Genomic DNA, 26,079 nt, shown 5'->3' with positions numbered 1-26,079 from the left:
CCCCGCCACAACCGGCCCCGACCACCAGCACAATGGGCCCATGCAGAAGCTGACCGTAGTGGCCCATCGCGGCGACCCCTACCGCGTCCGTGAGAACACGCTCGACTCCCTGCGTTCCGCGCTCGAACTGGGCGCGGACGCCGTCGAGATCGACGTACGCCTCACCCGGGACGGCGTCCCCGTGCTGCTGCACGACCACACGCTGAAGCGGCTGTGGAAGCACGACCGGCCGCTCAAGTCCCTGTCGTCGGACGAGGTGCGGGGACTGACGGACGGCGGGGTGCCGACGCTCGCCGAGGCCCTCGCCGTGGCCGAAGGGGCCCGGCTGATGCTCGACCTGCCGGGTACTCCGGACGTGCAGGCGGCCCGCCGGGTCGTCGACGTCGTACGGGAGCACGGGGCCGAGGACCGCGTGTACTACTGCGCGGGCGCCGCCGCCATGCTGGCCGTACGCGCCGCCGACCCCGCCGCCGAGATCGCCCTGACCTGGACGTCACTGGCCCCGCCGCGCCCCGCCCTGCTGGAGGCGGTCCGCCCGCGCTGGCTCAACTACCGGTTCGGGCTGGTCGACAAGGCCCTCGCCGAACGCGTCCACCGCGACGGCTGCCTCGTCTCCGTCTGGACCCCCGACACGGTCCGCTCGATGCGCCGTCTCATCGCGGCGGGCGTCGACTCGATCACCACGAACCGCGTCGATGCCCTCTGCGCCCTGCGCGACGAGGACTAGGCCCACTGGAGCGGGGGCGCGATGGCCTGCGCGTCCGCCCTCTCCCCCACCCACAGCCCGATCAGCAGCGCCGCCGTCGCCTCCACCAGCCCGGCCCGTTCCAGCCCGCCGGCGTTCAGCGGCTCACAACCGAGGTCGCGCACGAGTCGTCGTACGACATCCAGGGCCTCCTCGTCGTCCCCGCACAGCGGCACGGCCAGCGGGCGGCCGTCGAAGACCGGCGGGGTCAGGCGCCAGACGTCCTCGTGGCAGAGGTTGAAGGCCTTGACCACCCGAGAGGCCGGTGCGGTGGCCGCGATCCGTTCGGCGGCCGACGGGCCGCCCGCTGTGAGCAGCCGGAAGCCGGGATGGCCCACCGGGTTGGTGCAGTCGATCAACACCCGTCCGCGCAGCACCTCTTCGAGTCCCGCGACCACCTCCACCACCGCCTCGTAGGGCACCGCGAGCAGCACCGCGTCCGTCCCGGACGCGGCCGCGTCCCGCACCCCTCCCTGTGACCGGCTCCCGGCCACCACCTCGTGTCCCGCGCGCCGCCACTGCGTGCCCAGCGCGTCCGCCATCGCGCCCGTACCGAGAATCCCTATTCGCATGGGCAGGACTGTAGAGAGCCGCTCGGGCACCATTCGGTACGTGACGCACCTCGCCGACTGCCGCGCCCGCCTCGCCTTCGACCTCCTCTCCAACACCTGGAACGCCGTGGTGCTCTGGGCGCTGCGGGACGGTCCCGTGCGCCACGGGGAGCTGAAGGACCGCATCGGCGGCATCAGCCAGAAGGTGCTCACCGAGACGCTGCGGCGGCTGGAGTTCAACGGGCTGGTCCACCGCCGCGCGTCCGAGGGAAGCCGTTTCGCGTACGAACTCACCGGCCTGGGAAGGACCTTGCTCGCCCCGATCGACGCTTTCGGCGCCTGGGCCTTCGAGCACGGTGACGCGGTGATGGAGGCGCAGGACCGCTACACGCGGGAGCGCTGAGACACCGTCGCCGGATCGGCGGGGCTCTCGCGGGTGACGTACTGCGGTACCGGCGCCGTGTCCTTGCCGTTGTCGCGGACCAGACCGTAGCGGACCGCGCCCTGCGGTGGGCCGTACCGGACGTCCTCTTGGGCCGCCTGCCAGGTGGAGGGGAAGACGATGAGGCCGTAGTCGGCGCCGCGTTCGTTCTGGTTGAGGGTGACGGTGCCGTCGAGGTAGAAGTACTCGTTCTGCCACATCTGCTGGGTGCCGTCGGGCAGCACCGTCCAGCCGATGGAAGGACTGCCCATGCCCGTCGTGTCGGTGCCGGTGTAGACGTCGTCCATACGGCGGCCGCCGCCGGACGCGACGTGGAAGAGCTCGCCCTTCAGGCCTGTCCAGGTCGGCATGACCAGCCCGCCGGCGCGTGACTGCGGGGCGATCTGCCAGCGGACCAGGACATAGCCCTGCCCGCTGAGCGTCACCTTCTCGCCGCGGTGCTGCATGACGGCCTTGGCGCCCCAGGTGCTGGTGATGCCGGACTCGGGGCGGTGCGGCAGGGCGGCGGGCCGGGCGTCGGGGTCGGGGGCCTGGTCGACGGCGTCGACGACCGTGCCGTAGAGATCGACCTTCTTCGGTGTGGGGGACGGCGACGGTGAGAGAGACGGGGTCGCCGACGGGGAGATCGTCACCGGTGGGCGGGCCGTGCTCGCCGCCGTGGGGCCGGCGATGACGCGCGGCGGCGGACTGTCCGAGGGCTGCGTGACGACGTACGCGCCGCCCGCCACGAGCGTCGCCCCCGCCGTCACCGCGACGACGGGCTGGGTGAGGGCGGCCATCGCCTTGGCGGACCAGCCGACGGACGTGGCCGCGGCGGTGGCGGCGGCCGCCGTCTTGCCGCCGAGGGCCAGGGAGAGGGTGAAGCCGACGGGGAGCGGGACGAGGGCGATACCGACGAGAAGGCGTTCCGCCGGTACGACGGCCTCGTGAGTGTCCCCGCAGTAGCCGCAGCCCCGGATGTGCCGGGCCAGCCGCTTGCGCCAGACGGAGTCGGGCCGCCCGTTCCAGCGGCCGGTCAGTTCGCGCAGGTCCGGGCAGGCGCCGTCGAGGGCCCGCACGATGCCGCGCGCGGTCTCCACGCGCTCCTTGAGCCGCTGGACGCGCACCGCGGCGTGCTGTCTGCTGATACCGGCGGCCGCCGCCAGCTCGCGCCGGGTCAGCTCGCCCGCGACCTCCAGCCACCACAGCGACAGCAGCTGCCGGTCCTCGTCGTCGAGCCAGCGCACCGCCTCCGCGACCTCGCGCCGCTGGCCCTCCAGCTGGAGTCTGAGGACGGTGAGTTCGGCGAAGTCGGCGGCGCCGCTCGCGGTGGCCTCCTCCAGCGGGGCGGGGGCCGTGCGGCGCCGGGCCCGGTCCCGTATCTGGCGCATGGCGATGGCTACCAGCCAGGACCGGAAGCTGTCCGGGTCGCGCAGCGAACCGAGGTTGTCGACGGCCCGCAGCATGGTCTCCTGGACGACGTCGTCGACGTCGGCGTGACCGTTCAGGGCGCGGCCGACGATGTTGTAGACCAGCGGCAGCCAGCCCGCGACCAGGTCGTCCAGCGCCTGCCGGTCACCGGCCTGCGCGGCCGCGATGGTGTCGCGCCATTGCCGCGTGTCCACGTCGTTCCGTCCCTCGGTTCGGTTCTGCACGCACCCTCTCAGGCGGCCCCGGGGTCCTGGCTATGCCGGAGATCACAGCGTGGAGACGGAGTGAAGGCTTCCGGGATAACAGTTTTTTCGCGCGCCGGGGCCTCCCTTAGGGGCGACCCCGCACAACCCCCTTACAGGCCAAGGGAGTTGGTCAGGGTTCCGCCAGGGTGCGGTGCCCTCCTCGCCGACGATCCCGGCGGGCGCGTACCGGCAGACGATGATCACCACGCCGATCGCTTGGAGCATCCGATGCGCACCCGTACGTCTGTCGTCACCCTCTCCCTGGCTCTCGCCCTCGCCGCCGGGCCGCTCGCCGCCCCCGCCTTCGCCGCGGCGCCGGCCGCCGCCGAGTGCACCTCGGACGCGCCGGACGCCAAGGCCCTGAGAGCCGCACTCGCCGGGCTCCCGAACGCGGACGCGACCGCAGCGCTGGTCCGGGTCGGCGGCTGCGGCGGCAGCTGGCGGGGCAGCGCGGGCGTGCACGACCTGGAGAGCGGCCGGGCGGCGGACCCGGACGCGCGGTTCCGGGCCGGGTCGACGACGAAGGTGGTGACGGCGGCGGCCGTGCTGCGTCTGGCGGCCGAGGGGCGGATCGACCTGGACAAGCCGGTCCAGCGCTATCTGCCCGGCCTGCTCGGCAAGCGGTTCCGGCCGATCACCGTGCGGCAGCTGCTCGACCACACCAGTGGCATCCCGGCCGGCGACGGCCTCGGCACCACCTTCGAGGAGGTGTACGCCCACCGCTTCGACACGCTCACCCCGCAGCGGGTCGCCGCGTCGGCGGGCGCGAAGGAGCCGGAGTTCTGCCCGGGGAAGCAGCAGCACTACCTCAACATCAACTACACGTTCCTCGGCCTGCTGATCGAGAAGGTGACCGGCCGGCCGTACGCCTCCGAGGCCACCCGGCTGGTGCTCGCGCCGGCCGGAATGCGGGACACCTACTTCCCGGGCACCGACCCCCGCATACGCGGCCCGCACAACCTCGGCTACCAGAGGGTGGAGCGGGCCGACGGGACCACCGAGTTCCTGGACGTCACGGAGTGGAACCAGGCGGACCGGTTCGCGGCCGGGGACATGATCTCCACGACCGCGGACCTGGAACGGCTGATCACCGCGCTCTTCCAGGGGCGGATCGTGCCGAAGTCGCGGATGAAGGAGGTGTTCGCGGTCCCGACGGACATCACCGGCGCGAGCTACAGCGCGGGCGGCCTCCAGCGCTTCGAGATCGAGGGGACGGTCTACTGGGTCAAGTCCGGGGGCCGGTACGGCTACAGCTCGGCGATCGCCGCCACCGTGGACCTGAGCCGCACCGTCGCCTACTCGGTCAACGCCACCGACGCGAAGAGCGCGGACGCGAACCCGGTCGTCACCGGGATCATCATGGCCGCGGTCAAGTAGCCGGCACGGCCCATACGTTGCCCGGGGTGAGCGCCTCCAGCCGCTTGATCTTCCTGCGGACGACGTACAGGGGGACCACCCCGAACACCCCGAACGACATGTCGATCACGCTCCACCAGAACGGGATCCCCCGGATCGGCCCGCAGATCAGCGCGAGCGGGATGATCCCGGCGCAGGCGATCATCCCGAACTCGACGACCCAGATGTTGCGGACGGGGTCGCGGTACGCGCCGTAGAAGGCGACCGCGATGACGAGGTGCGCGAAGGCCAGCCAGTCGGTGCCGTAGAGGAGGAAGGGGTAGTCGGTGTCGGCGGTGTCGAGGCCCTGGCCGACCCGCGCGATCCAGTCCATCAGGGGGTCGGGGGTGGGCAGGTGCCGCAACAGGTCCTCGGTCCAGCGCAGTTCGTGGACGAGGGGGAAGGCCGTGGCGCCACTGAGCACGAGGCACACGACGAACAGGACCAACCAGGCGCGAATGCCCTTGAGCAGGGCGGCTCTGTCGCTCATGGCAGGAGCGTACGCCTGGAATTGAACATGTTCAAAATATCTTTCGGCGGCCGCTTCTACGGGTGCTCCGTGGGCGTCGGCTCAGCGGCGGCGGTGGGCGCCGTGGACGGCGAGGCCGACGGGGTGCCGGAGCTGACGGGTACCGACGTCGCCGGCGAAGACGGCACGGCCGACGGCTGCCCGTCCGAAGGGGGCGGGGTCGAGGGCGGCTCGGTCGGGGAACTGCTCGCGGGTGGCGGTGCGAGCGGGACCGTCGGGGACGCGGGGGCCTCGGACGCCGTCAGCCGCAGCGGGAGCAGGACGGCGGCGGCGAGACCGCAGACCACGGCGGTTCCGGCCGCCGCGCGGAGCAGCTTGCGCCGGGTCGCGCCGCGGCGGATCGCCACGTAGCGGCCGGGGGGCGGGCCGAGGTGGTCGGCGGGGGGCCGCAGGAGGATGGTGAGCGGGTCGTCCGGGTCGAGGTCCGGGTCGTCGTCAGGGCGCGTGATCAAGGCTTCTCCTCAGGTGGGCGCGGAGCAGTTCGCGGGCCGCGTGGAGGTCGGCCTTGACGGTCCCTTCCTTGCGTCCGGTCAGCACGGACACCTCTCGGATCGGCATGTCAGCGTAGTAGTGGAGCAGGATCGGGACGCGCAGTCGCTCGGGGAGGGACTGGACGAGCAGTCGTACGGCGGGGTCGGCCTGCTCGTTGTACGGGCTGACCGCGGCCTCGTTGCCGGCCCGGCGTACGGCCCTGCGCTCGCGCTCCAGCTTGCGCCAGTGATCACGGACGAGGTTCGCCGCGGTGACATAGAGGAACCCGCGCGGTTCCTCCACGGCCGTCCAGCGTGCCCACAGCCGGGTGAAGGCCTCCGAGGCGATCTCGTGGGCCGTCTCGTCGTCGTCGACGAGCCGGCGGCACCAGCCGGCGAGGCGCGGGTAGAGGGCGGCGAACAGCTCGGACGCCGCCCTCTCTCGGGACCGTTTCAACGTTCTCCTGCAGAGATGGACGCGGCGAAGACGATCACGTTGTCGCGGTACCCGGCACCGGTCCGGGGTCCGCCGCATGTGATGAGACGCAGCTCGGGCCGGTCGACGTTCCCGTACACGGCCCCGGCCGGGAAATCGGCCTTGTCGACCGTACGGACCTCGGTGACGGCGAAGGCCGCCGTGCCGCCGTTCTCCAGGCGCGCCTCGATGCGGTCACCCCGGCGCAGTTCCCCCAGCCGCCGGAAGACCCCGTCCCCGTACGAGCCGACCGTGACATGGCCGAGGAGCACCGACGGACCGGTCTGCCCCGGTGTCGGCGAGTGCTCGTACCAGCCCGCCTGGTCGTGCGCGGTGACGGGAGGCACCTGCATCGTGCCGTCCGGGGCCAGCCCCAGCCGCATGACGGGGGTGTCGACCCCGATCTCCGGTATCCGCAGCCGCACCGGGACCGAACGGCCCTGCGGAGTGGCCGACTTGACGGACGACGGCGTACTGGAGGGGCTGCCCTCTGTCGTGGTCCTCCCGCTCGTGGCCCCCTGGCCGCCGCACCCCGCGAGCAGCGTGGTCAGCGCCGCCGCGGTGAAGGCACGCCTGGAGAGCGGGCTCACGCGCCGGTCGCCCGCCGACGTCGTACGAGGAGGACGGCCCCGCCGCCCAGGACGACGGCCGAGGCGGCGCCCCCGCCGACCAGCGCGCCCGTGCCGCCGGACCCGGACGAGGCCACGCCGGTGTCGGGCGCCCCGCTGGGCACGACGGAGACCTGGTCCGAGGCCGGTGCCTGGGTCGGAGAGGCAGTCGGTTCGGCGCTGGGGGCGGTGGACCCGCTCGGCGCCGCGCTCGGGGCGGTCGTGGCGCTGGGGACGGCGCTTGGGGTCGCGGTCTCGTCGGCGAACGCGGGCACCGCGCCCGCCAGTACGGCGGCGCACGCGAGGGCCAGGGCACTGAGGCCGGTTCGGCGCATCAATCGCTCTCTTTCGTCGGTCCGCCCGCGGGGTGCGGGACGGATCGAGCGGAGAGACGAGGCAGCGACCGAGGGGGTTGTAAAGAGATGGCAAAGCCGTGGAAGGGGCGGCCTACAGCCCCACGATGGCGTTCCACCGCTTCGCGAACCCCACCCGCTCCTCCGCCGTGATGTCCCTTGCGATCACGAGCCGTTCACGCATCTCGTCGTCGGGGAAGATCAGCGGGTTCCCGGCGAGTTCCGCGGTGTCCTTGTCGTCGGAGGCGGCGAGGATCTCCCGGGCCGCCGGGACCGGGCAGACGTAGTTGACCCACGCGGCGAGTTCCGCGGCGACCTCGGGCTCGTAGTAGTAGTCGATCAGCCGCTCGGCATTCGACTTGTGCAGGGCGCGATCGGGGATCATCAGGGAGTCCGACCACAGCTCGGCGCCCTCCTCGGGGACGACGAAGCGGATGTCGGGGTTGTCTGCCTGGAGCTGGATGACGTCGCCGGAGTACGCCTGACAGGCCAGGACGTCGCCGGTGACGAGGTCCTTGGTGTAGTCGTTGCCGGTGAAGCGGCGGATCCGGCCGCTGCGGACGTGCTGCTCGACCTGGTCGCAGACCGCGTGGAAGTCGGCCGCCCTCCACTTCCTGATGTCGACGCCGTTGCCCTGCATGAGCAGGGCGAACGCCTCGTCGAGCCCGGAGAGCAGGGTCACCCGGCCCTTGAGGTCGCTCGCCCAGAGATCCTTGACGCTCCGTATCTCGCGACCCAGCCTGCGGTGGTCGTAGGCGATGCCGGTGATGCCCGACTGCCACGGCACCGTGAACCTGCGGCCCGGGTCGAAGGCGGGCGACCTCAGCAGCGGGTCCAGGTACTTCGTGACGTTGGGCTGGTTCGCGCGGTCCATCTCCTGGACCCAGCCGAGCCGGACGAACCGGGCGCACATCCAGTCGCTGATGACGATCAGATCGCGGTCTGTCTGCTGGTGGTTCATCAGCGCGGGGCTGATCTTGCCGAAGAACTCGTCGTTGTCGTTGATCTCCTCGACGTAGTCGACGGTGATCCCCGTCTTCTTCCCGAAGGCGTCCAGTGTCGGCCGCTTCGTCGAGTCGTCGTCGTCCGTGTCGATGTAGAGCGGCCAGTTCGCCCACGTCAGCCGCCTGTCGGTGGCGGACCGGTCGGGGACGGCACGGTCACCGGCGGACACGTACGCGGCGGGCACCCCGCACCCGGCGAGGCCGCCCAGCGCCGCGCCACCGCCGAGCGCGCGCAGCAGGGAGCGGCGGGTGAGCCGGGGCTTCTGCAGTGGGAGGGCCATTCCGGCAGCATGCCGCGCGCACCTGTGGCCGGACAATCGACGCTGCGTCGAGCCATGGAGCAGGTGGCGGACACTCTGTCGATCAGCCGCCGGGGAGCGCGGGAGCCGACGGCGGCAGACCGACCTCCACCGTCAGTCCCCCCTGTGGGCGGGTGGTGGCCCGCACCCAGCCGCCGTGCGCGGCGACGACGGCCGCGACGATGGACATGCCGAGCCCGAGTCCGTCACGCCTGCGTACCCGCTCCGGCCCGAGGCACCGGAACGGCTGGAACAGCCCGGCCGCCTGGTCCGCCGGGATGACCGGCCCGCTGTTCTCGATCCGCAGCCCGGGTCGGCCCATGACGTCCACGCCGGTCCACACACGCACCCAACTCGCCTCGCCTTCGGCCAGGTTGTGCCGCACGGCGTTGTCCGTGAGATTGACGACCAGCCGCTCGATGAGCTGCGGATCCCCGAGCACGGCCGCGGGCTCCAGCCGGGCCTCGACCCGCACCCCTGCCCCCGGCAGCCGCTCCCGCACCATCGCCGCGAGGTCGACGAACTCCGGCCGCTCCAAGCCCCGTTGGCTACGGGCGAGGGTCAACAGGGCGTCGATCATGCGCTCCTGCTCCTCCCCCGCCGCCCGCACCCGAAGCAGCGCCGCCCGCAGGGTCCCCACGGAGGCGTCGGGGTCCGCGAGGGTCACGTCGACGACGGCCTGCTGGAGCGTGAGCGGGGTACGCAGCTCGTGCGAGGCGTTGGCGACGAAGGCCTTCTGCGCCTCGAACGCACCCTCCAGTCGCGCGAGTACGGCGTCGATGGTGTCCGCCATCGCCTTCAGCTCGTCGTCGGGTCCGGCCACGGCGAGCCGCTCGTGCAGATTGTCGGCGGAGATACGGCGGGTGGCCGCGGTCATGGTGCGCAGGGGGTCCAGGACCCGTCCGGCCATCAGCCGGCCCAGGGCCAGGGAGAAGACGGTCATCACCGCCAGCGCCAGGGCCGACTCGATCAGCAGCTCGTGCAGCTGCTCGGAGCGCTGCACCGACAGCCGCTTCTCGACGTACGACGCGACCGTGGGCGGGTCCGGCGTGCTCGGGCCCTCGGCCCGCTCGGTCAGCCGCGGTGGTGAGCCCGCGGTGAGGGACGGCTCGGAGTTGGCCACGAGCACATAGGTGAAGGCCAGCAGCACCGCCCCGGCGACGACGAACAGCGCGCTGTAGAGCAGGGTGAGCCGCCACCGGATGCTGTGCGGGCCGCGTACCCGCCAGGACGGGAGCCGCATCAGAGCCGGTACCCGGCCCGCTCGACCGTCTCGATCAGCGGCGGCTCGCCCAGCTTCCGCCGCAGCCGGCTCACCGTGACCTTCACGGTCTGGCTGAAGGGGTCCGCGGCCTCGTCCCAGGCGCGTTCGAGCAGCTCCTCCGCGGAGACGACCCCGCCCTGTGCGGCCATGAGGAGTTCAAGCACCGCAAACTCCTTCGGGCTGAGCGGCAGTTGGCACCCGGCTCGGGTGACGGTACGCCGGGCGGGGTCGAGCCGCAGCTCCCCGCGGACCAGGACCGGCGGCAGCGCGGGCTGCGCACGTCGCGCCAAGGCCCGTATGCGGGCGACGAGTTCGGTGAAGGCGAAGGGCTTGGGCAGATAGTCGTCGGCCCCCAGGCCCAGCCCCGACACCCGGTCGGCCACCGTTCCGGACGCCGTCAGCATCAGCACCCGCGCCCGGCTGCCGCCCTCGGCGAGCGTCCGGCAGACCTGGTCCCCGTGCACGCCGGGCAGGTCGCGGTCGAGCACGACGACGTCATAGCCGTTGACCTGGGCGCGTTCCAGCGCGGTGGGTCCGTCGAAGGCGAGGTCGACCGCCATCCCCTCCCGGCGCAGCCCCGAGGCGACGGTCTCGGCGAGCTCTTCGTGGTCCTCGACCACCAGCACACGCATGCGGTCAGTGTCGCGGGCGGGGGGTTACACGGCGGTAAGGACGGCCGTTCCCGTGCCGTAACCACGCCGGCGGTTGGCTGAGGGCCGTGAGCAAGTCCCGGCACCGACTGGAGGAACACATGCCCGCTCTGTCGCCCCGACCACGGCGGCTCGCCCTCGCCCTGGCCGCGATCACGGCTCTCACCCTCGGCACGGTCAGCGCGTCGGCGGCCACCGCCTCCGAATCCACCGACGACCCGCCCCGCGCACGACCGGGCCTCGCGATCGGCTACGAGCCCACCGAGAACGCCCCGGACGACCTCAACGAGGCCAACGACGAGTTCGCCGCGTGCATGCGCGGCGAGGGCCAGACGGTCTTCCCCGACTTCCACGCGGAGAAGGGCGAGGACGGGGGCATCCGTCTGCAGGTACGGATGAAGGTCGAGAAGGGCGACGAACCGATCCTGCTCGGCAAGGCCTACCGCAAGGCGACCGAGAAGTGCGCCCCGATCCTGAAGGAGGCGGGCCTCACCCTCCCGAAGACCCCGGACACGATCCGCCCACCGGACCTGCCGGGCCACCCGGGCGGAGACGAACTCCCAGGGCTCCGCAAGCACATGGAGAAAGCCTGACCACCACGGAGGGGAAACGCGGTGGCCCCGGAGGGGAGTTCATTCCCACCCGGGGCCACTGCAACGCCCTAAGGGGCGCGGGGAACCGCGCGACCAGCCCCCACGCACCCGCAGACGAAGTACTACGCGTCCAGGGACGTCATCACGTGCTTGATCCGCGTGTAGTCGTCGAACCCGTACGCCGACAGGTCCTTGCCGTACCCGGACTTCTTGAAGCCCCCATGAGGCATCTCCGCCACCAACGGAATATGCGTGTTGATCCACACACACCCGAAGTCCAGCTTCTTGGACATCCGCATCGCACGCCCGTGGTCCTTGGTCCACACCGAGGAAGCCAGCGCGTACTCGACCCCGTTGGCCCACTCGACCGCCTGGTCCTCGTCCGTGAAGGACTGGACGGTGATGACGGGCCCGAAGACCTCGTTCTGCACGATCTCGTCGTCCTGCTTGAGCCCGGACACGACGGTCGCCGCGTAGAAGTACCCCTTCTCCCCGACCCGGTGCCCACCGGCCTCGACCTTCGCATGGGCCGGCAGCCGCTCGATGAACCCGGAGACCTGCTTCAACTGGTTCGGGTTGTTGAGCGGACCGAACAGCACGTCCTCGTCATCCGGCTGCCCGGTCTTCGTGTCCGCGGCGGCCTTCGCGAGCGCCTGCACGAACTCGTCGTGGATGCCCTCCTGTACGAGCACGCGCGTCGCGGCCGTACAGTCCTGCCCGGCGTTGAAGAAGCCCGCGACGGAGATGTCCTCGACGGCCTTGGCGATGTCGGTGTCGTCGAAGACCACGACCGGCGCCTTGCCGCCCAGCTCCAGGTGAACCCGCTTGAGGTCCTTGGACGCGGACTCGGCGACGGACATGCCCGCACGCACGGACCCGGTGATGGAGGCCATGGCCGGCGTCGGGTGCTCGACCATGAGCCGCCCGGTGTCACGGTCGCCCGTGACGACGTTGAAGACACCCTTGGGCAGGATCGACCCCATGATCTCGGCGATGAGAACCGTCGAGGCCGGGGTGGTGTCCGACGGCTTCAGCACGACCGTGTTGCCCGCCGCGATCGCCGGCGCGAACTTCCACACGGCCATCATCATCGGGTAGTTCCACGGCGCGACCTGTGCGCAGACGCCGACCGGCTCACGGCGGATGATCGAGGTCATCCCCTCCATGTACTCACCGGCCGAACGGCCCTCGAGCATGCGGGCCGCACCGGCGAAGAACCGGATCTGGTCCACCATCGGCGGAATCTCCTCGGACCGCGTGAGCCCGGTCGGCTTGCCGGTGTTCTCGACCTCGGCCGCGATGAGTTCCTCGGCGCGCTCCTCGAACGCGTCCGCGATCTTCAGAAGGGCCTTCTGGCGCTCGGCGGGGGTGGTGTCGCGCCAGCCGGGGAAGGCGGCGGCCGCCGCGCCCATCGCGGCGTCGACGTCCGCCGTCCCGGACAGCGGCGCGGTCGCGTACGCCTCGCCCGTCGCGGGGTTGACCACCTCGGTGGTCCGTCCGTCAGCGGCGTCCCGGAACTCACCATCGATGTAGTTGCGCAGACGACGCAGCTCGGTGCTCACTGCCGGCCTCCTGTATCGGGTCGAATGTGTCGGGTCGAACTGTCCATTGGTTGAGACACCCACCCTAATCGCCTCACCCACGTTTTCAACACCCCTGATCGCACTGTGGCTGCGAAATCCGCAGTACTCACTCCCGTAAACAACGAATTTCATTGCTGTGGCCTTGCGAAACCATCGAGACGTCGTGCAGAGTGAGGTCGTGGCCAGTCGAAGCGCAGAGCACAGGGACTCCCGCGAGTCCAGGAACGGCACTCCTCATCTGGATGCCGTCTCCCTCGCCATCATCGAACAGCTCCAGGAGGACGGCCGCCGGCCGTACGCCGCCATCGGCAAGGCCGTCGGCCTCTCCGAGGCCGCCGTGCGCCAGCGCGTCCAGAAGCTGCTCGACCAGGGCGTGATGCAGATCGTCGCCGTCACGGACCCCCTCACCGTGGGGTTCCGGCGCCAGGCGATGGTCGGGATCCATGTCGAGGGCGATGTCGAGTCCGTGGCCGACGCGCTGACCTCCATGGCCGAGTGCGAGTACGTGGTGATGACCGCGGGCTCCTTCGACCTGATGGTGGAGATCGTCTGCGAGGACGACGACCACCTCCTGGAGGTCATCAACCGACGCATCCGCGCCATCCCCGGCGTGCGCTCCACCGAGAGCTTCGTTTATCTGAAGCTCAAGAAGCAGACCTACATGTGGGGAACCCGATAACCGTGAGGACCCGATAACCGTGAGCTCCAAGGACCTCAGCCAGACCGCGTACGACCACCTGTGGATGCACTTCACCCGCATGTCCTCGTACGAGAACTCCCCGGTCCCCACCATCGTCCGGGGCGAGGGCACCTATATCTACGACGACAAGGGCAAGCGCTACCTCGACGGTCTCGCGGGCCTGTTCGTGGTCCAGGCCGGCCACGGGCGCGTGGAGCTCGCCGAGGCCGCCTTCAAGCAGGCGCAGGAGCTGGCGTTCTTCCCGGTGTGGTCCTACGCCCACCCGAAGGCCGTGGAGCTCGCGGAGCGCCTCGCGCACCACGCGCCCGGCGACCTCAACAAGGTCTTCTTCACCACCGGTGGCGGCGAGGCGGTCGAGACCGCCTGGAAGCTCGCCAAGCAGTACTTCAAGCTCACCGGCAAGCCCACCAAGTACAAGGTCATCTCCCGCGCGGTCGCCTACCACGGCACCCCGCAGGGTGCCCTGTCCATCACCGGCCTGCCGGCCCTCAAGGCCCCCTTCGAGCCGCTCGTCCCGGGCGCGCACAAGGTCCCGAACACGAACATCTACCGCGCCCCGCTGTTCGGCGACGACCCGGAGGCCTTCGGCCGCTGGGCCGCCGACCAGATCGAGCAGCAGATCCTCTTCGAGGGCCCGGACACTGTCGCCGCGGTCTTCCTGGAGCCGGTGCAGAACGCGGGCGGCTGCTTCCCGCCCCCGCCCGGCTACTTCCAGCGGGTCCGCGAGATCTGCGACCAGTACGACGTACTCCTCGTCTCCGACGAGGTCATCTGCGCCTTCGGCCGCCTCGGCACGATGTTCGCCTGCGACAAGTTCGACTACGTCCCGGACATGATCACCTGCGCCAAGGGCATGACCTCGGGCTACTCCCCGATCGGCGCCTGCATCATCAGCGACAGGCTGGCCGAGCCGTTCTACAAGGGCGACAACACCTTCCTGCACGGCTACACCTTCGGCGGCCACCCGGTCTCCGCGGCGGTCGGCCTCGCCAACCTCGACCTGTTCGAGCGCGAGGGCCTCAACCAGCACGTCCTCGACAACGAGGGCGCGTTCCGCGCCACCCTGGAGAAGCTCCACGACCTGCCGATCGTCGGCGACGTCCGCGGCAACGGCTTCTTCTACGGCATCGAGCTCGTGAAGGACAAGGTCACCAAGGAGTCCTTCACCGACGAGGAGACCGAGCGCGTCCTGTACGGCTTCCTCTCCAAGGCGCTGTACGACAACGGCCTGTACTGCCGTGCCGACGACCGCGGCGACCCGGTCGTCCAGCTCGCTCCGCCGCTGATCTCCAACCAGGAGACGTTCGACGAGATCGAGCAGATCCTGCGCGCGACGCTGACGGAGGCGTGGACCAAGCTCTGACCTTCGCGCTCCGATCTTCCGTCTGGATGATCAACAACGGCCCCGGTGCCGCCCGTTCGAGTGAGAAACGGGCGCCCGGGGCCGCGTGCTGTCCGGCCTCGCATGGCGGACTCCCTAGCGTGCCCAGTGACCGATCGGCCCTGTCTTCGTTCCCCCGCACGGGGGATCACTTGCAGGGAAAACGGATCAGAACGAGGTGTACGCGTATGCAGGCCCCGCCCGACAACGACGTTCTCTGGGCGCGCGCCCTGCACTTCACCTACAAGGACGGCTCCCCCGGCCTCGGCGGCGTCTCGCTCGGTGTCCAGGAGGGCGAGATCCTCGCCGTCAGCGGCCCGCGAGGCAGTGGCAAGTCGACCCTGCTGCACTGTCTGTCCGGACTGATCCCGGCCCAGCGCGGCGAGGTCTGGTTCAACAGCGTGCCGGTCCACACGATGGGCCCGATGACGCGTGAACGCCTGCGCCGCGACCGCTTCGGCTGGATCGACCCGGCCCCGGTCCTCGTCCCCGAGCTGAACGTCTGGGAGAACGCCGCGCTCCCGCTGATGCTCCGCGGCACCAGCCGCCGTCGCGCCAAGACCGCCGCCCTGGAGTGGCTGGAGCGCCTCGACATCGGCGACAAGACCCGCAAGCGCCCGCACGAACTGCACCAGGCGGAACGCCAACGGGTCTGCATCGCGAGGGCTTTGGCCCCGGCACCGACGGTGTTGTTCGCGGACGAACCGACGGCCCCGCTGCACCGCGCGGACCGGGCCCACGTGCTGCGCACCCTGACCACGGCAGCCCGCTCGCACGGCATCACCGTGGTCCTGGCGACCCACGACGCGGAGACGGCGGCCCTGGCCGACCGCACGGTCTCGCTCCTGGACGGCCGCCGGGTGAACACGATCCATCTCCCCCCGGTCACCGAGTCGGAAGGCCGGGCCGCGTGCTCGCTCTCCGTCTGACCCGCGGGGCCAAGCCGGCCGTACAGCTGCGTCGCCTGCTGGTGGCCGTGGCGGCGGCGGGCACCGGATTCCTCCTGCTGTGCACCCTCGGCTACGCGATCAGCCACCCGGACGACCCGACGGGTTCGCTGCTCCGCCTGGCATGGTGCCTGACGCCACTGGCGGCGACGGTCTACTTCGCGGTGGCGGTGGCCCGCACGGACCCCGGCACCCGCCCCCGCCCCGGCCTCGCGGCGATCGGCCTGGGCCCCGCCCGTCTGATGGCGGTCTCGGCCGCGACCACGGCCCTCTCCTGCACGCTGGGCTCGATGCTGGCCCTGCTCTTCTTCCTCCACCTACGGGGCGACCTCACGGGGATGCCCTTCGACGGCGCGGCAGCGGAGTTCCTGGCAGCGGACGCCTCCCTGCCCCTGCCCGCGGCCCTGACCCTGCTGGGCCTGGTCCCGGTGCTCGCGTCGGTCGCGGTGGCCCTGCTGCACCGCCCGAAGGACACCCGCACGGCCACGACCCGGCGGGCCGCACGGTCGTACGGCCGCTTCGGGGCGTACGGCCGGACGGGGACGAGGGAAACGTTCGGCGCGTACGGAAGGTTCGGCTCACAGCTTCGGCGCAGGGGCGCAGCCGACCCGCAACCGGCACCGACGGACGACCCCGCCCCCGCAGAGACCCCCGCCCCGGAGAACCAGCCCCACGATCCGGCCCTCCACAACGTCCCCCGACCACCCCGAGAAGCCCCGAAGGACCTCCCCTGGGGCATCGCGGTCCTGGCCGCGGGCCTGGCCGTGGGGGCCTACGCGGCGGAGGCCTCGACAACCCCCCTCACCATCCCCGGCGGCCCCACCCCCGTCCTCCTCGGCTGGCTCCTCACCGCGGCCGGCCTCGCCCTCGCCGGCCCCGGCCTCACCCACCTGTGCGGCCGTCTCCTGCAAGCGGTCCACCCGGGCGCCCTGCGCCTCCTCGCCGGCCGGGTCCTCATGGAGGAAGCGACCCGCATCGGCCGCCCCCTCGGCGTGGTCTGCGCGGTCGTCTCCGCCACGTACGCCATGGCCGAGCTCCGTCACCCCGGCACCGACATGTTCGGCCCTCTCACCACCCTGGGCGCCCTCCTGGTGACCGGCTGCACGGTGGCGACCCTGCTCACCGCGGCCGTGGAGGCGAAACACGCCCGCGCGGACACCACCGCCGCCCTCCTGCGCCTGGGCGCCCCCGCGACCATGCTCCGCAGCGCGGCCGCCCTGCGTGCGGGCGCGATCCTGGCCCTCTTCGGCCCTCTCACCCTCCTCGTCGCCGAGCTCGCGGCGCTGCCGCTGGCCCGCTGACCCCCGCATCGACCGCGCCGAAGAACTCGTACGGAAAAAATGACCACCGCCGATGAGTTCCGCTCGGCGCCCCGGTCTACCCACCGAACACCACGACCCCGATGGGAGAGACCAGACATGACCTCCACCGCGTACCAGCAGATGATCTTCATCAACCTGCCGGTCGACGACCTCGACGCCTCGAAGAAGTTCTTCACGGAGCTCGGCTACTCGATCAACCCCCAGTTCAGCGACGAGAACGCGGCCTCCGTGGTGATCAGCGACACCATCGTCGCGATGCTCCTCACCAAGTCGTTCTACTCGACCTTCACCAAGAAGGAGATCGCGGACGCCGCGACCACCAGCGAGGTGCTGATCTGTCTGAGCGCCGAGAGCCGCGAGAAGGTCGACGAGCTGGTCGAGAAGGCGGGCGCCGCGGGCGGCACCGTGTCGGACACGGTCCAGGACCCCGGCTTCATGTACGGCCGCGCCTTCGACGACCTCGACGGCCACACCTGGGAGGTCGTGTGGATGGACCCGGCCGCGATCGAGGGCTGAACGCCCGCCGCAGAAGCTGTGCCTAGCATGGGCGGGTGCAGACGATGCCCGCCCATGCGGCCCACCACAACGACCGCGAGATCGAGACCCTCGACGAGTTCGACGCCACGGTCTCGGCCCGCGGCACCCTCGCCGGCTTCCGCGTCCAGGCCGTCGATCTGACGGACCGCACCCGGGAGTTGCTCGCCACGGACACGAAGGGCGCCGTCTTCCTCGGCTGCCCGATGCGCGAGGACGCGGCCGCCAAGGTCCGCGCGGACGGCGCGATGGTCCTCCCGCCCGTCCCGGACCTGCCGTTCGACCCGTACCGCGGCCTCCTCTACTCGCCGCACGAGCTCTTCGCCGACCTCGACAAGGGCTACGAGGAGACGCTCGACGCCCGTGCGTACGCCTGGTTCCAGCAGACCAAGGCCGACGGCGACATACTCGGCTCGATGCTGCGGTCGATCCACGACGACGCGGTCTCGGACGCTCTCGACGAACTCCTCAGGGACACACGGGTCGTGGGCGTGATGGGCGGCCACGCGATGGGCCGCGGCACGGAGGCCTACGCCGGTGCCGCACGGCTCGGCCGCGAGCTGACCCGCGCCGGCCTCACGGTCGCCACCGGCGGCGGCCCGGGCGCGATGGAGGCGGCGAACCTGGGCGCTTATGCCGCCCCCTTCGACGACGAGATGCTCACCGAGTCCCTGCGACTCCTCGCCAAGGCACCGAAGTTCACGCCCTCGATCACCGACTGGGCGGCGACCGCCTTCGAGGTGCGCACCCGCTGGCCCCGGGGCGGCACCTCCGTCGGCATCCCGACCTGGTTCTACGGCCACGAGCCGCCGAACCCCTTCGCCTCGCACATCGCCAAGTACTTCGCCAACGCCACCCGCGAGGACGGCCTGCTGGCCCGCTCCACCGCCGGTGTGGTGTTCCTGCCGGGCGCCGCCGGCACCGTACAGGAGATCTTCGACAACGCGACGCCCAACTACTACGAGTCACGCGGCGAGCCGACGCCGATGGTGCTCGTCGGCCGGACGCACTGGACCGAGAAGCTGCCCGCGTGGCCGTTGTTGCGGTCACTTGCCCGGGAGCGGTCGATGGAGTCGCGAATCGCCCTGGTTGACCGAATCGAGGAGGCTCCGGAGGCGTTGAAACGTCTTGGTGGTTAATAAGACGGCAAAGGCAATGCCCAGGATGCGTCTACACGTTGACACTACTTACGTCACGCTTATAAACCTGTGAGTCTCTTGGGGATCGTGATGTCACATCACTTCTCCCTCAACCCCCCGCATTTGCGCATCCCGTAAAGGACAAACGTGGCAGTTCTGTCCATATCCCGCCGCACCGTCGCACGTTCCGTGCGCATCCTCGGTGTCGCCTCCGCCTCGGCCGCGCTCGCGCTCGGCGCCGCCGGCAATGCGCTGGCATGCAACATCAACGAGTTCTCCGCCGAAGCCAAGTGCGACGGCGAGAACGGCATCATCACCGTCACCGACGTGGACAAGGCCGGCATCGAGGCCACCGTCTCCGTGTACCTGGTGGACAACAACGCCGACGTCCGCAAGGTCGGCGAGCAGACGGTGAAGGGCTCCAAGGCCGGCACGACCATCACCTTCGAGGAGGACTGGGCGCCCAACGCGGAGTACCGCATCCACGTCGAAGCCCTGCCTTACATCAAGGGTGAGGACATCAAGCCGAACCTGACGACCCCCTCCACAGCCTGCAAGAAGGAGGAGGAGTCCCCGACTCCGACGGCCACGCCGTCCCCGTCGGACTCCGCCACCCCGCCGGCCGAGGAGGAGAGCCCCAGCCCGACCCCGTCGGCCTCGGAGAGCGAGAGCACCGCCCCGGCGTCCTCGCCGAGCAACGCGCCGACCCCCGCGGCCGGTGACTCCAACCTCGCCGAGACCGGTGCGAACTCCAACACCGGTGTCATCGCCGGCATCGCGGCGGCCCTGGTCGCCATCGGTGGCGGCGCGGTCTTCTTCGGCATGCGTCGTCGTGGGGCGAGCAACACCCGCTGACGTCTCGTGAGCAGTACCGCTGTGGCCCGTCCTCCGTCAGGGGGCGGGCCACAGTCGTGTCCGGGGACCGTCACCCGAACGTGGCGCGCTCCAGCCAGAACTCCAGCAGCTCCCGCTCACCGAGCACCTCCAACTCCGGACTGTCCAGCGGCAGTCGGCGGTAGAAGGCGAGCAGTACGGCGGTCAGCGGGCCCCTGAGCGCGACCGTCGCCTTCTCGTGCCCGCGCCGCCAGACGATGACGTCGTCGGTGAGCTCGACAAACCACTCGGCATCGAGCGCGGGCGTGCCGTCGGTGGCGTGCAGATGGATGCTGCGCCCGGCGCCCCTCAGCTCCCGGGCCTCGTCGTGCGGCATGGTCCGCTGCGCGAACTCCACGATCTGCAGCCATTCGTCGATCGCGTCGGCGGCGATGTCGGGCGCGACCTCGTAGGGCAGCCCTGCGGCGAGGGTTGCGTCCGCGCGGTGGATCGTGAGCTCGTGGGCCATCCGGCGGGCCCAGAAGCCGGAGGTGGGGATCCCGGCCCAGGCCCACACCTCCGTCTCCGCCCCGGCCTCCCGGAGCGTGCCGACGAGCATCTCGCCGGTCTCGGCGAGCCACGCGTCCAGCGCGGCCGCGTCTCCCGCCGCCCGGGGCCCGTCCCCCAAGGGCACCTGTTCCTCGGGGACTTCGGCCTCGGCCCTGGTGCGCACCATCAGCTCCACCCAGCGCAGAGCCCCGCCGGTGTGCCGTACCAGCCGCTCCAGCGACCAGTCGGGGCAGGTCGGCACGGTGCCGGACAGATCGGCACCCGAGGTCACCACGGACCTCAGCAGGCCGACCTGGTGGTCGATCTCGTCGCAGTACCGGTCATGGGCGAGCAGCGTCATGCCCGCACCCTATGGGGCCCTGGATCAGCCGAGCACGACGATTTCGGCCGAGTCGAACTCCACGCCGACCCGGTCCCCGACCTCCGGTGCCTCCCGCAGGGCGCACGCCGCCTCGAGGCGCGGTGCGTCCCCCTCCGGCCGCAGTCGTACGGCGACATGCGTGCCCTTGAACGTGCGGGCGGCGACCGTGCACGGCAGCCCCTCGTCGGCGCCCACCAGCCGTACGCCCGCGGGCCGCACCAGCAGGCTCCGCGGGCCCTGCGCGGCGTCCACGGGGACCGGCAGCTTGCCCCAGGGCGTGTCCGCGGCCTCTCCGCCGACCACGCCCTCCACGACGTTCTCGAAGCCGAGGAAACGCGCCACGAACTCGTCCGCGGGCCGCTGCCACACCTCAAGGGGCGTACCGGACTGGGCGATCCGCCCGTCCCGCATCACGACGACCCGGTCGGCGAGCGCGAACGCCTCGCCCTGGTCGTGGGTGACCGCGAGCACGGTGGTTCCCAACCGTCCGAACAGCTCACGCAGTTCGACGACGAGCCGCTCCCGCAGCGAGCGGTCCAGCTGCCCGAGCGGCTCGTCCAGCATCAGCAGCCGCGGCCGGGGCGCGAGGGCACGGGCCAGCGCGACCCGCTGCTGCTCCCCACCGGAGAGCGAGGCGACGGCCCGCCGACCGGCGCCCGGAAGCCCGACAAGGTCGAGCAACTCCCGTACCCGCGAGCCCTGTTCGGCTTTGGAGGCCCCGCGCATCCGCAGCCCGAACGCCACGTTCCCGCCCACGTCCCGTTGCGGGAACAGCTGATGATCCTGGAACATCAGCCCGACCCCGCGCCTGTGCGCGGCCACCTCCACCTGATCGCGTCCGTCCAGCGACACCCGTCCCTCGTCCAGGTGTTGCAGCCCGGCCACCGCCCGCAGCAGCGTCGACTTCCCGCTCCCGCTGGGCCCGAGCACACACACGATCTCGTGCTCGGCGACCGACAGGTCGACCCCGTCCAGCACCGCCCGCCCGCCGAAGCGGACCGTCGCGCCCTCGATGCTCAGCAGCATCAGAACTCACCCGTCCGATCGGTCCTCAGCCGCTCCAGCACCAGCAGCGCCACCGCGCACACCACCATCAGAATCGTCGAAAGGGCCATCGCCTGCCCGTAGTTGAGCTCCCCGGCCCGCCCCAGCAACCGCGCCACCGCGACCGGCAGCGTCGGGTTGTCGGGCCGCGCGATGAACACGGTCGCCCCGAACTCCCCCAGCGACACGGCGAACGCGAACCCGGCCGCGATCAGCAACGCCCGCCGTACCAGGGGCAGATCGACCTCCCGCCACACCCGCCAGGGCGACGCCCCGAGCACGGCCGCGGCCTCCCGCAGCCGGTGGTCCACGGCCCGCAGCACGGGCAGCATGGTCCGTACGACGAAGGGCACACCGACCAGCGCCTGCGCGAGCGGCACCAGGATCCACGAGGCCCGCAGATCCAGCGGCGGCTCGTCGAGGGCGATCAGGAACCCGAACCCGACCGTCACCGCGGACACGCCCAGCGGCAGCATCAGCAGCGCGTCGAAGCCCCGTACGAACCGCCCCGCGTCCCGCCGGGTCAGCGCGGCCGCGGCGAGACCGCCGATCACCACCGCGATGGCCGTGGCGGCGACTGCGTACGCCAGAGAGTTGCCGATCGCCTCGATCGGAGGCACCAGGAACACTCCCCCGTCGGACTTCGTCAGCGCTCGGTAGTACCCGAAGTCGGGGGCGTCCAGCGACCGTTGCACGAGCACGGCGAGCGGCAGCAGGATCAGGACGAGCACGGTGGCCAGCACCCCGCCCAGCAGCGCCCACTGCCCCGCCCCACGCGGCCGCCGGGCCGTCACGGACGCGTCCACCAGCCGCAGCGCGGTCTCCCGTCGCCGTACGGTCCAGGCGTGCAGGGCGAGGATCGAGCCGACGGCCACGAACTGGATGATCGTGAGGACCGCGGCCGTGGCGAGGTCGAAGATCTCCGAGGTCTGGCGGTAGATCTCCACCTCGAGGGTGGAGAAGGTCGGTCCGCCGAGGATCTGCACCACGCCGAAGGAGGTGAAGGTGAACAGGAAGACCATGAGGGCGGCGGCCGCCACGGCGGGCCCGAGCGCGGGCAGGGTCACCTTCCGCCAGGCTGCGAGGCGCGAGGCGCCCAGCATCCGCGCGGCCTCCTCCTGCCGCGGGTCGAGCTGTGCCCAGAGCCCGCCGACCGTCCGTACGACGACCGCGTAGTTGAAGAAGACGTGCGCGAGCAGGATCGCCCACACCGTCGTGTCCAGCCGTACGCCCCACAGCTCGTCGAGCAGTCCCCCACGCCCGACCAGTGCCAGGAACGCCGTACCCACCACGACCGTCGGCAGCACGAACGGCACCGTCACGACCGCCCGCAGGATCTGCTTGCCCGGGAAGTCGAAGCGGGCGAAGACATAGGCGCCCGGCAGCGCGATCAGCAGGGTGAGCGCGGTGGAGGCGAGGGCCTGCCAGGTGGTGAACCACAGGACGTGCCGGATGTCGGACTGTGCGAGCACGTCCGTGATCCGGCCGAACCGCCACGCGCCGTCGGCCTTGAGCCCGCGCGCCACGATCGCGGCGACGGGCCAGGCGAAGAAGACCCCGAAGAACGCGACGGGCAGGGCCATGAGCCCGAGCCGCGTCACGTTCCCCTTGAGGCTCCCGCGTGGGGCTACTTCAGTACGAGCGAGGTCCACGACTTGACCCACTGGTCACGGTTGTCGGCGATCTTGGCGGGGTCGAGGGTCTCGGGGTCCTTGGCGGCGGGCCCGTACTTCGTGAACTCGGCGGGCACGGCCGCCCCCTCGACCACCGGGTAGACGAACATGTTGAGCGGCATGTCCTCCTGGAACTTCTTGCTGATCAGGAAGTCGATGAGCGCCTTGCCGCCCGCGCTGTTCCGCGCGTTGCTCAGCAGCCCCGCGAACTCGATCTGCCGGAAGCAGGTGCCCTCCGCGACCCCGGTCGGCGCGGTCGTCGGCTTCGGATCGGCGTAGATCACCTCGGCGGGCGGCGAGGAGGCGTACGAGACGACGAGCGGCCGGTCGGCCTTGGCCTTCTTGCCGCCGGCGGACCCCGAGAACTCCTCGTTGTAGGCCTGCTCCCAGCCGTCGACGACCTTCACGCCGTTGGCCTTGAGCTTCGTCCAGTAGTCCTGCCAGCCGTCGTCGCCGTACTTGGCGGCGGTGCCGAGCAGGAACCCGAGCCCCGGCGAGGAGGTGGAGGCGTTCTCGGTGACGAGGAGGTTCTTGTAGGCGGGCTTGATCAGGTCGTCGTACGACGTCGGCGGGGCCAGCTCGTGCTCGCTGAAGTAGGCCTTGTCGTAGTTGACGCAGATGTCGCCGGTGTCGATGGGCGTGACCTTGTCCCCGTCGACCCGGTACCCGGCCCCGATCTCATCGGCACCCTTCGCCTCGTACGACTGGAACAGCCCGTTGTCCAGCGCCCTCGACAGCAGGGTGTTGTCGACGCCGAAGAAGACGTCGCCCTGCGGGTTGTCCTTGGTCAGGATCGCCTTGTTGACGGCCTGCCCGGCGTCACCGTCCTCGAGGACCTTGACCTTGTACCCGGACTCCTTCTCGAACGCGGCGAGCACGCTCTTGGAGACGGCCCACGAGTTGTGGCTGACGAGGGTGACGGTCTTGGAGTCGCCGCCGCTGTCGCTGTCGGACGACCCGCACGCGGAGAGCGCGACGAGACCGAACCCGACGGCGAAGACCGTGGCCTTCTTGGTGATGCTCACTGGATTCCTCCTGGGTTGACCAGGAAGAGACGCGGCCCTGCCCGGAACCTCTGAAAGGCTCCGGGCAGGGCGCAACAGCTTGAGTAATGACCGATCTCCCTACCCAGAATGACCTGGGCCAGGTTCGGAGGGTCTGCGGCCCGATTGCCGCACTCTCAGCGCTGTGGCGCTCCCCTGTCGGAATATGAAGATGTACGTACGAGCTCAGGTTACCGCTCGCCCGCCGCCAGCTGACCGCAGGCCCCGTCGATCTCCTGCCCACGGGTGTCCCGAACGGTGACGGGCACCCCGTGCGCGGCGATGGCCTCCACGAAGGCCTTCTCGTCCTCCGGCCGGGAGGCGGTCCACTTGGACCCTGGAGTCGGGTTCAGCGGAATGAGGTTCACATGCACGGGCTTGCCCCTGAGCAGCCGCCCGAGCCGGTCACCACGCCAGGCCTGGTCGTTGATGTCCCGGATGAGCGCGTACTCGATGGAGAGCCGGCGCCCCGACTTCTCGACGTACTCGAAACCGGCGTCGAGCACCTCGCGCACCTTCCACCGCGTGTTCACGGGTACGAGGGTGTCGCGCAGCTCGTCGTCCGGCGCGTGCAGCGAGATCGCGAGCCGGCACTTGAAGCCCTCGTCGGCGAACCGGTGGATGGCCGGCACCAGACCGACGGTCGAGACGGTGATGCCACGCTGCGAGATGCCGAGCCCGTCGGGGGCGGGGTCGGTGAGGGCACGGATGGACTGCACGACCCGCTTGTAGTTGGCGAGCGGCTCACCCATGCCCATGAAGACGATGTTGGAGAGCCGCGCGGGCCCACCGGGCACGTCCCCGTCGCGCAGCGCCCGCATCCCGTCCACGATCTGATGGACGATCTCGGCGGTGGACAGATTCCGGTCGAGCCCGGCCTGCCCGGTCGCGCAGAAGGGACAGTTCATCCCGCACCCGGCCTGCGAGCTGATGCACATGGTCACCCGGTCCGGGTACCGCATCAGCACCGACTCCACGAGCGTCCCGTCGAACAGCCGCCACAACGTCTTGCGCGTGGTCCCCTGGTCGGTCGACAGATGCCGTACGACGGTCATCAGCTCAGGAAGCAGCGCCTCCTGCAGCTTTCCGCGAGCACCGGCCGGGATATCGGTCCACTGCTCCGGCTCGTGCGCGTACCGCGCGAAGTAGTGCTGCGAGAGCTGCTTGGCACGGAACGGCTTCTCACCGATCTCGGCCACGACGTCCTTGCGCTCGGCAGGCGTGAGATCGGCAAGGTGCCGCGGCGGCTTCTTGGCTCCGCGGGGGGCGACGAAAGTGAGTTCTCCGGGCTTGGGCATGGTCATACCAGTGTCGCAGATCAACCGGAGTGCCCCAGTCGACTACCGCCACGCCCAGAGATGGGCGGAAACCACCCCGTCGCCGGCCTCCCTGGTCCAGAAGTTCCACGAGGAGAGACCCGGCACCTCGACGTCCACGTCGTGGAAGACGTATTCGGACGCCAGGCCGGGATACGACGGTGACGAGTCCCGGCGCAGACGCCGTTCGGAGATGGGGCCCACGACGACTCCGGGGCCTTCGACCCCGAGTTCCTCGGCCACGCACCGCCGTGCCGTGTCCGCCGCCTGCTCCCCTGGCTTCATCTTCTCGGCGGGGGCTTCGTCCCGGGGACGCCAACTGCCGTCGGCCATCAGCTGCGCGATCTCCACGAGCTCCTTGCCGTCCTGTCTGATGCGCAGGGTGACGACGGTGACGCGACGCAACGGCGGCTCGGAGTCCAAGGCCGTCTCCCCCGCCTCGATCTCACCCCACAGGTGCTGCACGGACTTGGTCCCGTCGATCCCCCACGACTCCTGGGGAATGCCGTTCCCCTCCAGCCACTCCCGCAGTCGGTCCAGGCTGTCCGGAACCCACATACGCCCCGCCCTTCACGGTGTAGCCCGCTCCACCACCCATACGGGAGGCAGCTGCCTCGTCG

The 26,079-nt window shown here is 70.9% G+C and carries 28 protein-coding genes and 1 riboswitch; of the genes, 11 read left to right on the top strand and 17 right to left on the bottom strand.

What is annotated here, in order from left to right; genetic code table 11:
* The first annotated feature begins 40 nt into the window (after nucleotides 1-40).
* Nucleotides 41-727, top strand: coding sequence for a glycerophosphodiester phosphodiesterase (locus ACWD3I_RS28545; protein ID WP_365405565.1), 687 nt, complete (start codon nucleotides 41-43; stop codon nucleotides 725-727).
* Here ACWD3I_RS28545 and ACWD3I_RS28540 read toward each other — a convergent pair.
* Nucleotides 724-1,317, bottom strand: coding sequence for an NADPH-dependent F420 reductase (locus tag ACWD3I_RS28540; RefSeq protein WP_365405562.1), 594 nt, complete (start codon nucleotides 1,315-1,317; stop codon nucleotides 724-726). The two genes, ACWD3I_RS28545 and ACWD3I_RS28540, sit on opposite strands and share 4 nt — an antisense overlap.
* On the opposite strand from ACWD3I_RS28540, the gene ACWD3I_RS28535 reads away from it, so the two are divergent.
* Nucleotides 1,316-1,699, top strand: a complete 384-nt coding sequence (locus tag ACWD3I_RS28535; RefSeq protein WP_365405559.1) for a winged helix-turn-helix transcriptional regulator — start codon at nucleotides 1,316-1,318, stop codon at nucleotides 1,697-1,699. The genes ACWD3I_RS28540 and ACWD3I_RS28535 overlap by 2 nt on opposite strands.
* On the opposite strand, the gene ACWD3I_RS28530 is transcribed toward ACWD3I_RS28535, so the two are convergent.
* Entirely contained in the window at nucleotides 1,681-3,342 is a 1,662-nt protein-coding gene (locus tag ACWD3I_RS28530; protein ID WP_365405556.1) for an RNA polymerase sigma factor, read from the bottom strand. The two genes, ACWD3I_RS28535 and ACWD3I_RS28530, sit on opposite strands and share 19 nt — an antisense overlap.
* 279 nt (nucleotides 3,343-3,621) lie before the next feature.
* Between ACWD3I_RS28530 and ACWD3I_RS28525 the strand changes: the two genes are divergently transcribed.
* A complete protein-coding gene (locus ACWD3I_RS28525) occupies nucleotides 3,622-4,770 on the top strand; it encodes a serine hydrolase domain-containing protein (RefSeq protein ID WP_365405553.1) in 1,149 nt (382 codons plus the stop codon).
* Here the strand turns inward: ACWD3I_RS28525 and ACWD3I_RS28520 are convergent.
* The 8 genes from ACWD3I_RS28520 to ACWD3I_RS28485 all read right to left on the bottom strand — a co-directional run bounded on the left by ACWD3I_RS28520 (nucleotide 4,763) and on the right by ACWD3I_RS28485 (nucleotide 10,422).
* Nucleotides 4,763-5,278 carry a hypothetical protein gene (locus ACWD3I_RS28520; RefSeq protein ID WP_365405550.1) on the bottom strand — a complete coding sequence of 172 codons (516 nt, stop codon included), beginning with the start codon at nucleotides 5,276-5,278 and terminating at the stop codon, nucleotides 4,763-4,765. The two genes, ACWD3I_RS28525 and ACWD3I_RS28520, sit on opposite strands and share 8 nt — an antisense overlap.
* A gap of 56 nt (nucleotides 5,279-5,334) precedes the next feature.
* Nucleotides 5,335-5,769 carry a hypothetical protein gene (locus tag ACWD3I_RS28515; protein WP_365405547.1) on the bottom strand — a complete coding sequence of 145 codons (435 nt, stop codon included), beginning with the start codon at nucleotides 5,767-5,769 and terminating at the stop codon, nucleotides 5,335-5,337.
* Nucleotides 5,753-6,244, bottom strand: coding sequence for an RNA polymerase sigma factor (locus tag ACWD3I_RS28510; protein ID WP_046261921.1), 492 nt, complete (start codon nucleotides 6,242-6,244; stop codon nucleotides 5,753-5,755). Before ACWD3I_RS28510 ends, ACWD3I_RS28515 begins: the two co-directional genes overlap by 17 nt.
* Nucleotides 6,241-6,852 carry a class F sortase gene (locus ACWD3I_RS28505; protein WP_365405544.1) on the bottom strand — a complete coding sequence of 204 codons (612 nt, stop codon included), beginning with the start codon at nucleotides 6,850-6,852 and terminating at the stop codon, nucleotides 6,241-6,243. The genes ACWD3I_RS28510 and ACWD3I_RS28505 overlap by 4 nt, the downstream gene beginning before the upstream one ends.
* Nucleotides 6,849-7,205, bottom strand: coding sequence for a sortase-dependent protein (locus tag ACWD3I_RS28500; protein ID WP_365405541.1), 357 nt, complete (start codon nucleotides 7,203-7,205; stop codon nucleotides 6,849-6,851). Before ACWD3I_RS28500 ends, ACWD3I_RS28505 begins: the two co-directional genes overlap by 4 nt.
* A 112-nt stretch (nucleotides 7,206-7,317) precedes the next feature.
* On the bottom strand, nucleotides 7,318-8,508 hold the full coding sequence (locus tag ACWD3I_RS28495; RefSeq protein WP_365405538.1) for a polyamine ABC transporter substrate-binding protein: 1,191 nt from the start codon (nucleotides 8,506-8,508) through the stop codon (nucleotides 7,318-7,320).
* Between the two features lie 82 nt (nucleotides 8,509-8,590).
* Complete coding sequence (locus tag ACWD3I_RS28490; protein ID WP_365405535.1) at nucleotides 8,591-9,769, bottom strand: sensor histidine kinase; 1,179 nt, start codon at nucleotides 9,767-9,769, stop codon at nucleotides 8,591-8,593.
* Nucleotides 9,769-10,422 carry a response regulator transcription factor gene (locus tag ACWD3I_RS28485; RefSeq protein WP_365405532.1) on the bottom strand — a complete coding sequence of 218 codons (654 nt, stop codon included), beginning with the start codon at nucleotides 10,420-10,422 and terminating at the stop codon, nucleotides 9,769-9,771. Before ACWD3I_RS28485 ends, ACWD3I_RS28490 begins: the two co-directional genes overlap by 1 nt.
* Before the next feature lie 119 nt (nucleotides 10,423-10,541).
* Here ACWD3I_RS28485 and ACWD3I_RS28480 point away from each other — a divergent pair, with 119 nt between their 5' ends.
* Nucleotides 10,542-11,033 (top strand): hypothetical protein, encoded by a 492-nt coding sequence (locus ACWD3I_RS28480; RefSeq protein ID WP_365405529.1) that lies wholly within the window; start codon nucleotides 10,542-10,544, stop codon nucleotides 11,031-11,033.
* A gap of 122 nt (nucleotides 11,034-11,155) precedes the next feature.
* Here the strand turns inward: ACWD3I_RS28480 and ACWD3I_RS28475 are convergent, their stop codons facing one another.
* Entirely contained in the window at nucleotides 11,156-12,595 is a 1,440-nt protein-coding gene (locus ACWD3I_RS28475; protein ID WP_365405526.1) for a gamma-aminobutyraldehyde dehydrogenase, read from the bottom strand.
* A 184-nt stretch (nucleotides 12,596-12,779) separates the two neighbouring features.
* Here ACWD3I_RS28475 and ACWD3I_RS28470 point away from each other — a divergent pair, with 184 nt between their 5' ends.
* From ACWD3I_RS28470 to ACWD3I_RS28440, 7 genes are all read left to right on the top strand, one after another.
* Nucleotides 12,780-13,295 carry an Lrp/AsnC family transcriptional regulator gene (locus tag ACWD3I_RS28470; protein WP_365405523.1) on the top strand — a complete coding sequence of 172 codons (516 nt, stop codon included), beginning with the start codon at nucleotides 12,780-12,782 and terminating at the stop codon, nucleotides 13,293-13,295.
* A gap of 19 nt (nucleotides 13,296-13,314) precedes the next feature.
* Nucleotides 13,315-14,679, top strand: a complete 1,365-nt coding sequence (locus ACWD3I_RS28465) for an aspartate aminotransferase family protein (RefSeq protein WP_365405521.1) — start codon at nucleotides 13,315-13,317, stop codon at nucleotides 14,677-14,679.
* Nucleotides 14,680-14,885: 206 nt separating this feature from the next.
* On the top strand, nucleotides 14,886-15,626 hold the full coding sequence (locus ACWD3I_RS28460) for an ABC transporter ATP-binding protein (protein ID WP_365405518.1): 741 nt from the start codon (nucleotides 14,886-14,888) through the stop codon (nucleotides 15,624-15,626).
* Nucleotides 15,608-16,945: a hypothetical protein gene (locus tag ACWD3I_RS28455; protein ID WP_365405515.1), complete on the top strand. Its 1,338-nt coding sequence runs from the start codon at nucleotides 15,608-15,610 to the stop codon at nucleotides 16,943-16,945. The genes ACWD3I_RS28460 and ACWD3I_RS28455 overlap by 19 nt, the downstream gene beginning before the upstream one ends.
* A gap of 117 nt (nucleotides 16,946-17,062) precedes the next feature.
* Nucleotides 17,063-17,482: a VOC family protein gene (locus tag ACWD3I_RS28450; RefSeq protein ID WP_365405512.1), complete on the top strand. Its 420-nt coding sequence runs from the start codon at nucleotides 17,063-17,065 to the stop codon at nucleotides 17,480-17,482.
* Between the two features lie 35 nt (nucleotides 17,483-17,517).
* Nucleotides 17,518-18,639, top strand: coding sequence for an LOG family protein (locus ACWD3I_RS28445; protein ID WP_365405509.1), 1,122 nt, complete (start codon nucleotides 17,518-17,520; stop codon nucleotides 18,637-18,639).
* Between the two features lie 147 nt (nucleotides 18,640-18,786).
* Nucleotides 18,787-19,494 (top strand): LAETG motif-containing sortase-dependent surface protein, encoded by a 708-nt coding sequence (locus tag ACWD3I_RS28440; protein ID WP_365405506.1) that lies wholly within the window; start codon nucleotides 18,787-18,789, stop codon nucleotides 19,492-19,494.
* A gap of 70 nt (nucleotides 19,495-19,564) precedes the next feature.
* Here the strand turns inward: ACWD3I_RS28440 and ACWD3I_RS28435 are convergent, their stop codons facing one another.
* From ACWD3I_RS28435 to ACWD3I_RS28410, 6 genes are all read right to left on the bottom strand, one after another.
* On the bottom strand, nucleotides 19,565-20,362 hold the full coding sequence (locus tag ACWD3I_RS28435; protein ID WP_365405503.1) for a maleylpyruvate isomerase family mycothiol-dependent enzyme: 798 nt from the start codon (nucleotides 20,360-20,362) through the stop codon (nucleotides 19,565-19,567).
* 24 nt (nucleotides 20,363-20,386) lie between these two features.
* A complete protein-coding gene (locus ACWD3I_RS28430) occupies nucleotides 20,387-21,409 on the bottom strand; it encodes an ABC transporter ATP-binding protein (RefSeq protein WP_365405500.1) in 1,023 nt (340 codons plus the stop codon).
* Nucleotides 21,409-23,010, bottom strand: a complete 1,602-nt coding sequence (locus tag ACWD3I_RS28425; protein WP_365405574.1) for an ABC transporter permease — start codon at nucleotides 23,008-23,010, stop codon at nucleotides 21,409-21,411. The genes ACWD3I_RS28430 and ACWD3I_RS28425 overlap by 1 nt, the downstream gene beginning before the upstream one ends.
* Before the next feature lie 44 nt (nucleotides 23,011-23,054).
* A complete protein-coding gene (locus ACWD3I_RS28420) occupies nucleotides 23,055-24,125 on the bottom strand; it encodes a thiamine ABC transporter substrate-binding protein (protein WP_365405499.1) in 1,071 nt (356 codons plus the stop codon).
* Nucleotides 24,126-24,203: 78 nt separating this feature from the next.
* Nucleotides 24,204-24,311, bottom strand: a riboswitch (TPP riboswitch).
* Nucleotides 24,312-24,334: 23 nt separating this feature from the next.
* Nucleotides 24,335-25,441 carry a 23S rRNA (adenine(2503)-C(2))-methyltransferase RlmN gene (gene rlmN / locus ACWD3I_RS28415; protein ID WP_365405496.1) on the bottom strand — a complete coding sequence of 369 codons (1,107 nt, stop codon included), beginning with the start codon at nucleotides 25,439-25,441 and terminating at the stop codon, nucleotides 24,335-24,337.
* A gap of 42 nt (nucleotides 25,442-25,483) precedes the next feature.
* Nucleotides 25,484-26,017 (bottom strand): NUDIX domain-containing protein, encoded by a 534-nt coding sequence (locus tag ACWD3I_RS28410; protein WP_365405493.1) that lies wholly within the window; start codon nucleotides 26,015-26,017, stop codon nucleotides 25,484-25,486.
* Nucleotides 26,018-26,079: the final 62 nt, after the last annotated feature.

It is taken from the genome of Streptomyces sp. NPDC002817, assembly GCF_053592055.1.
This window is presented reverse-complemented; position numbering and strand designations above follow the sequence as displayed.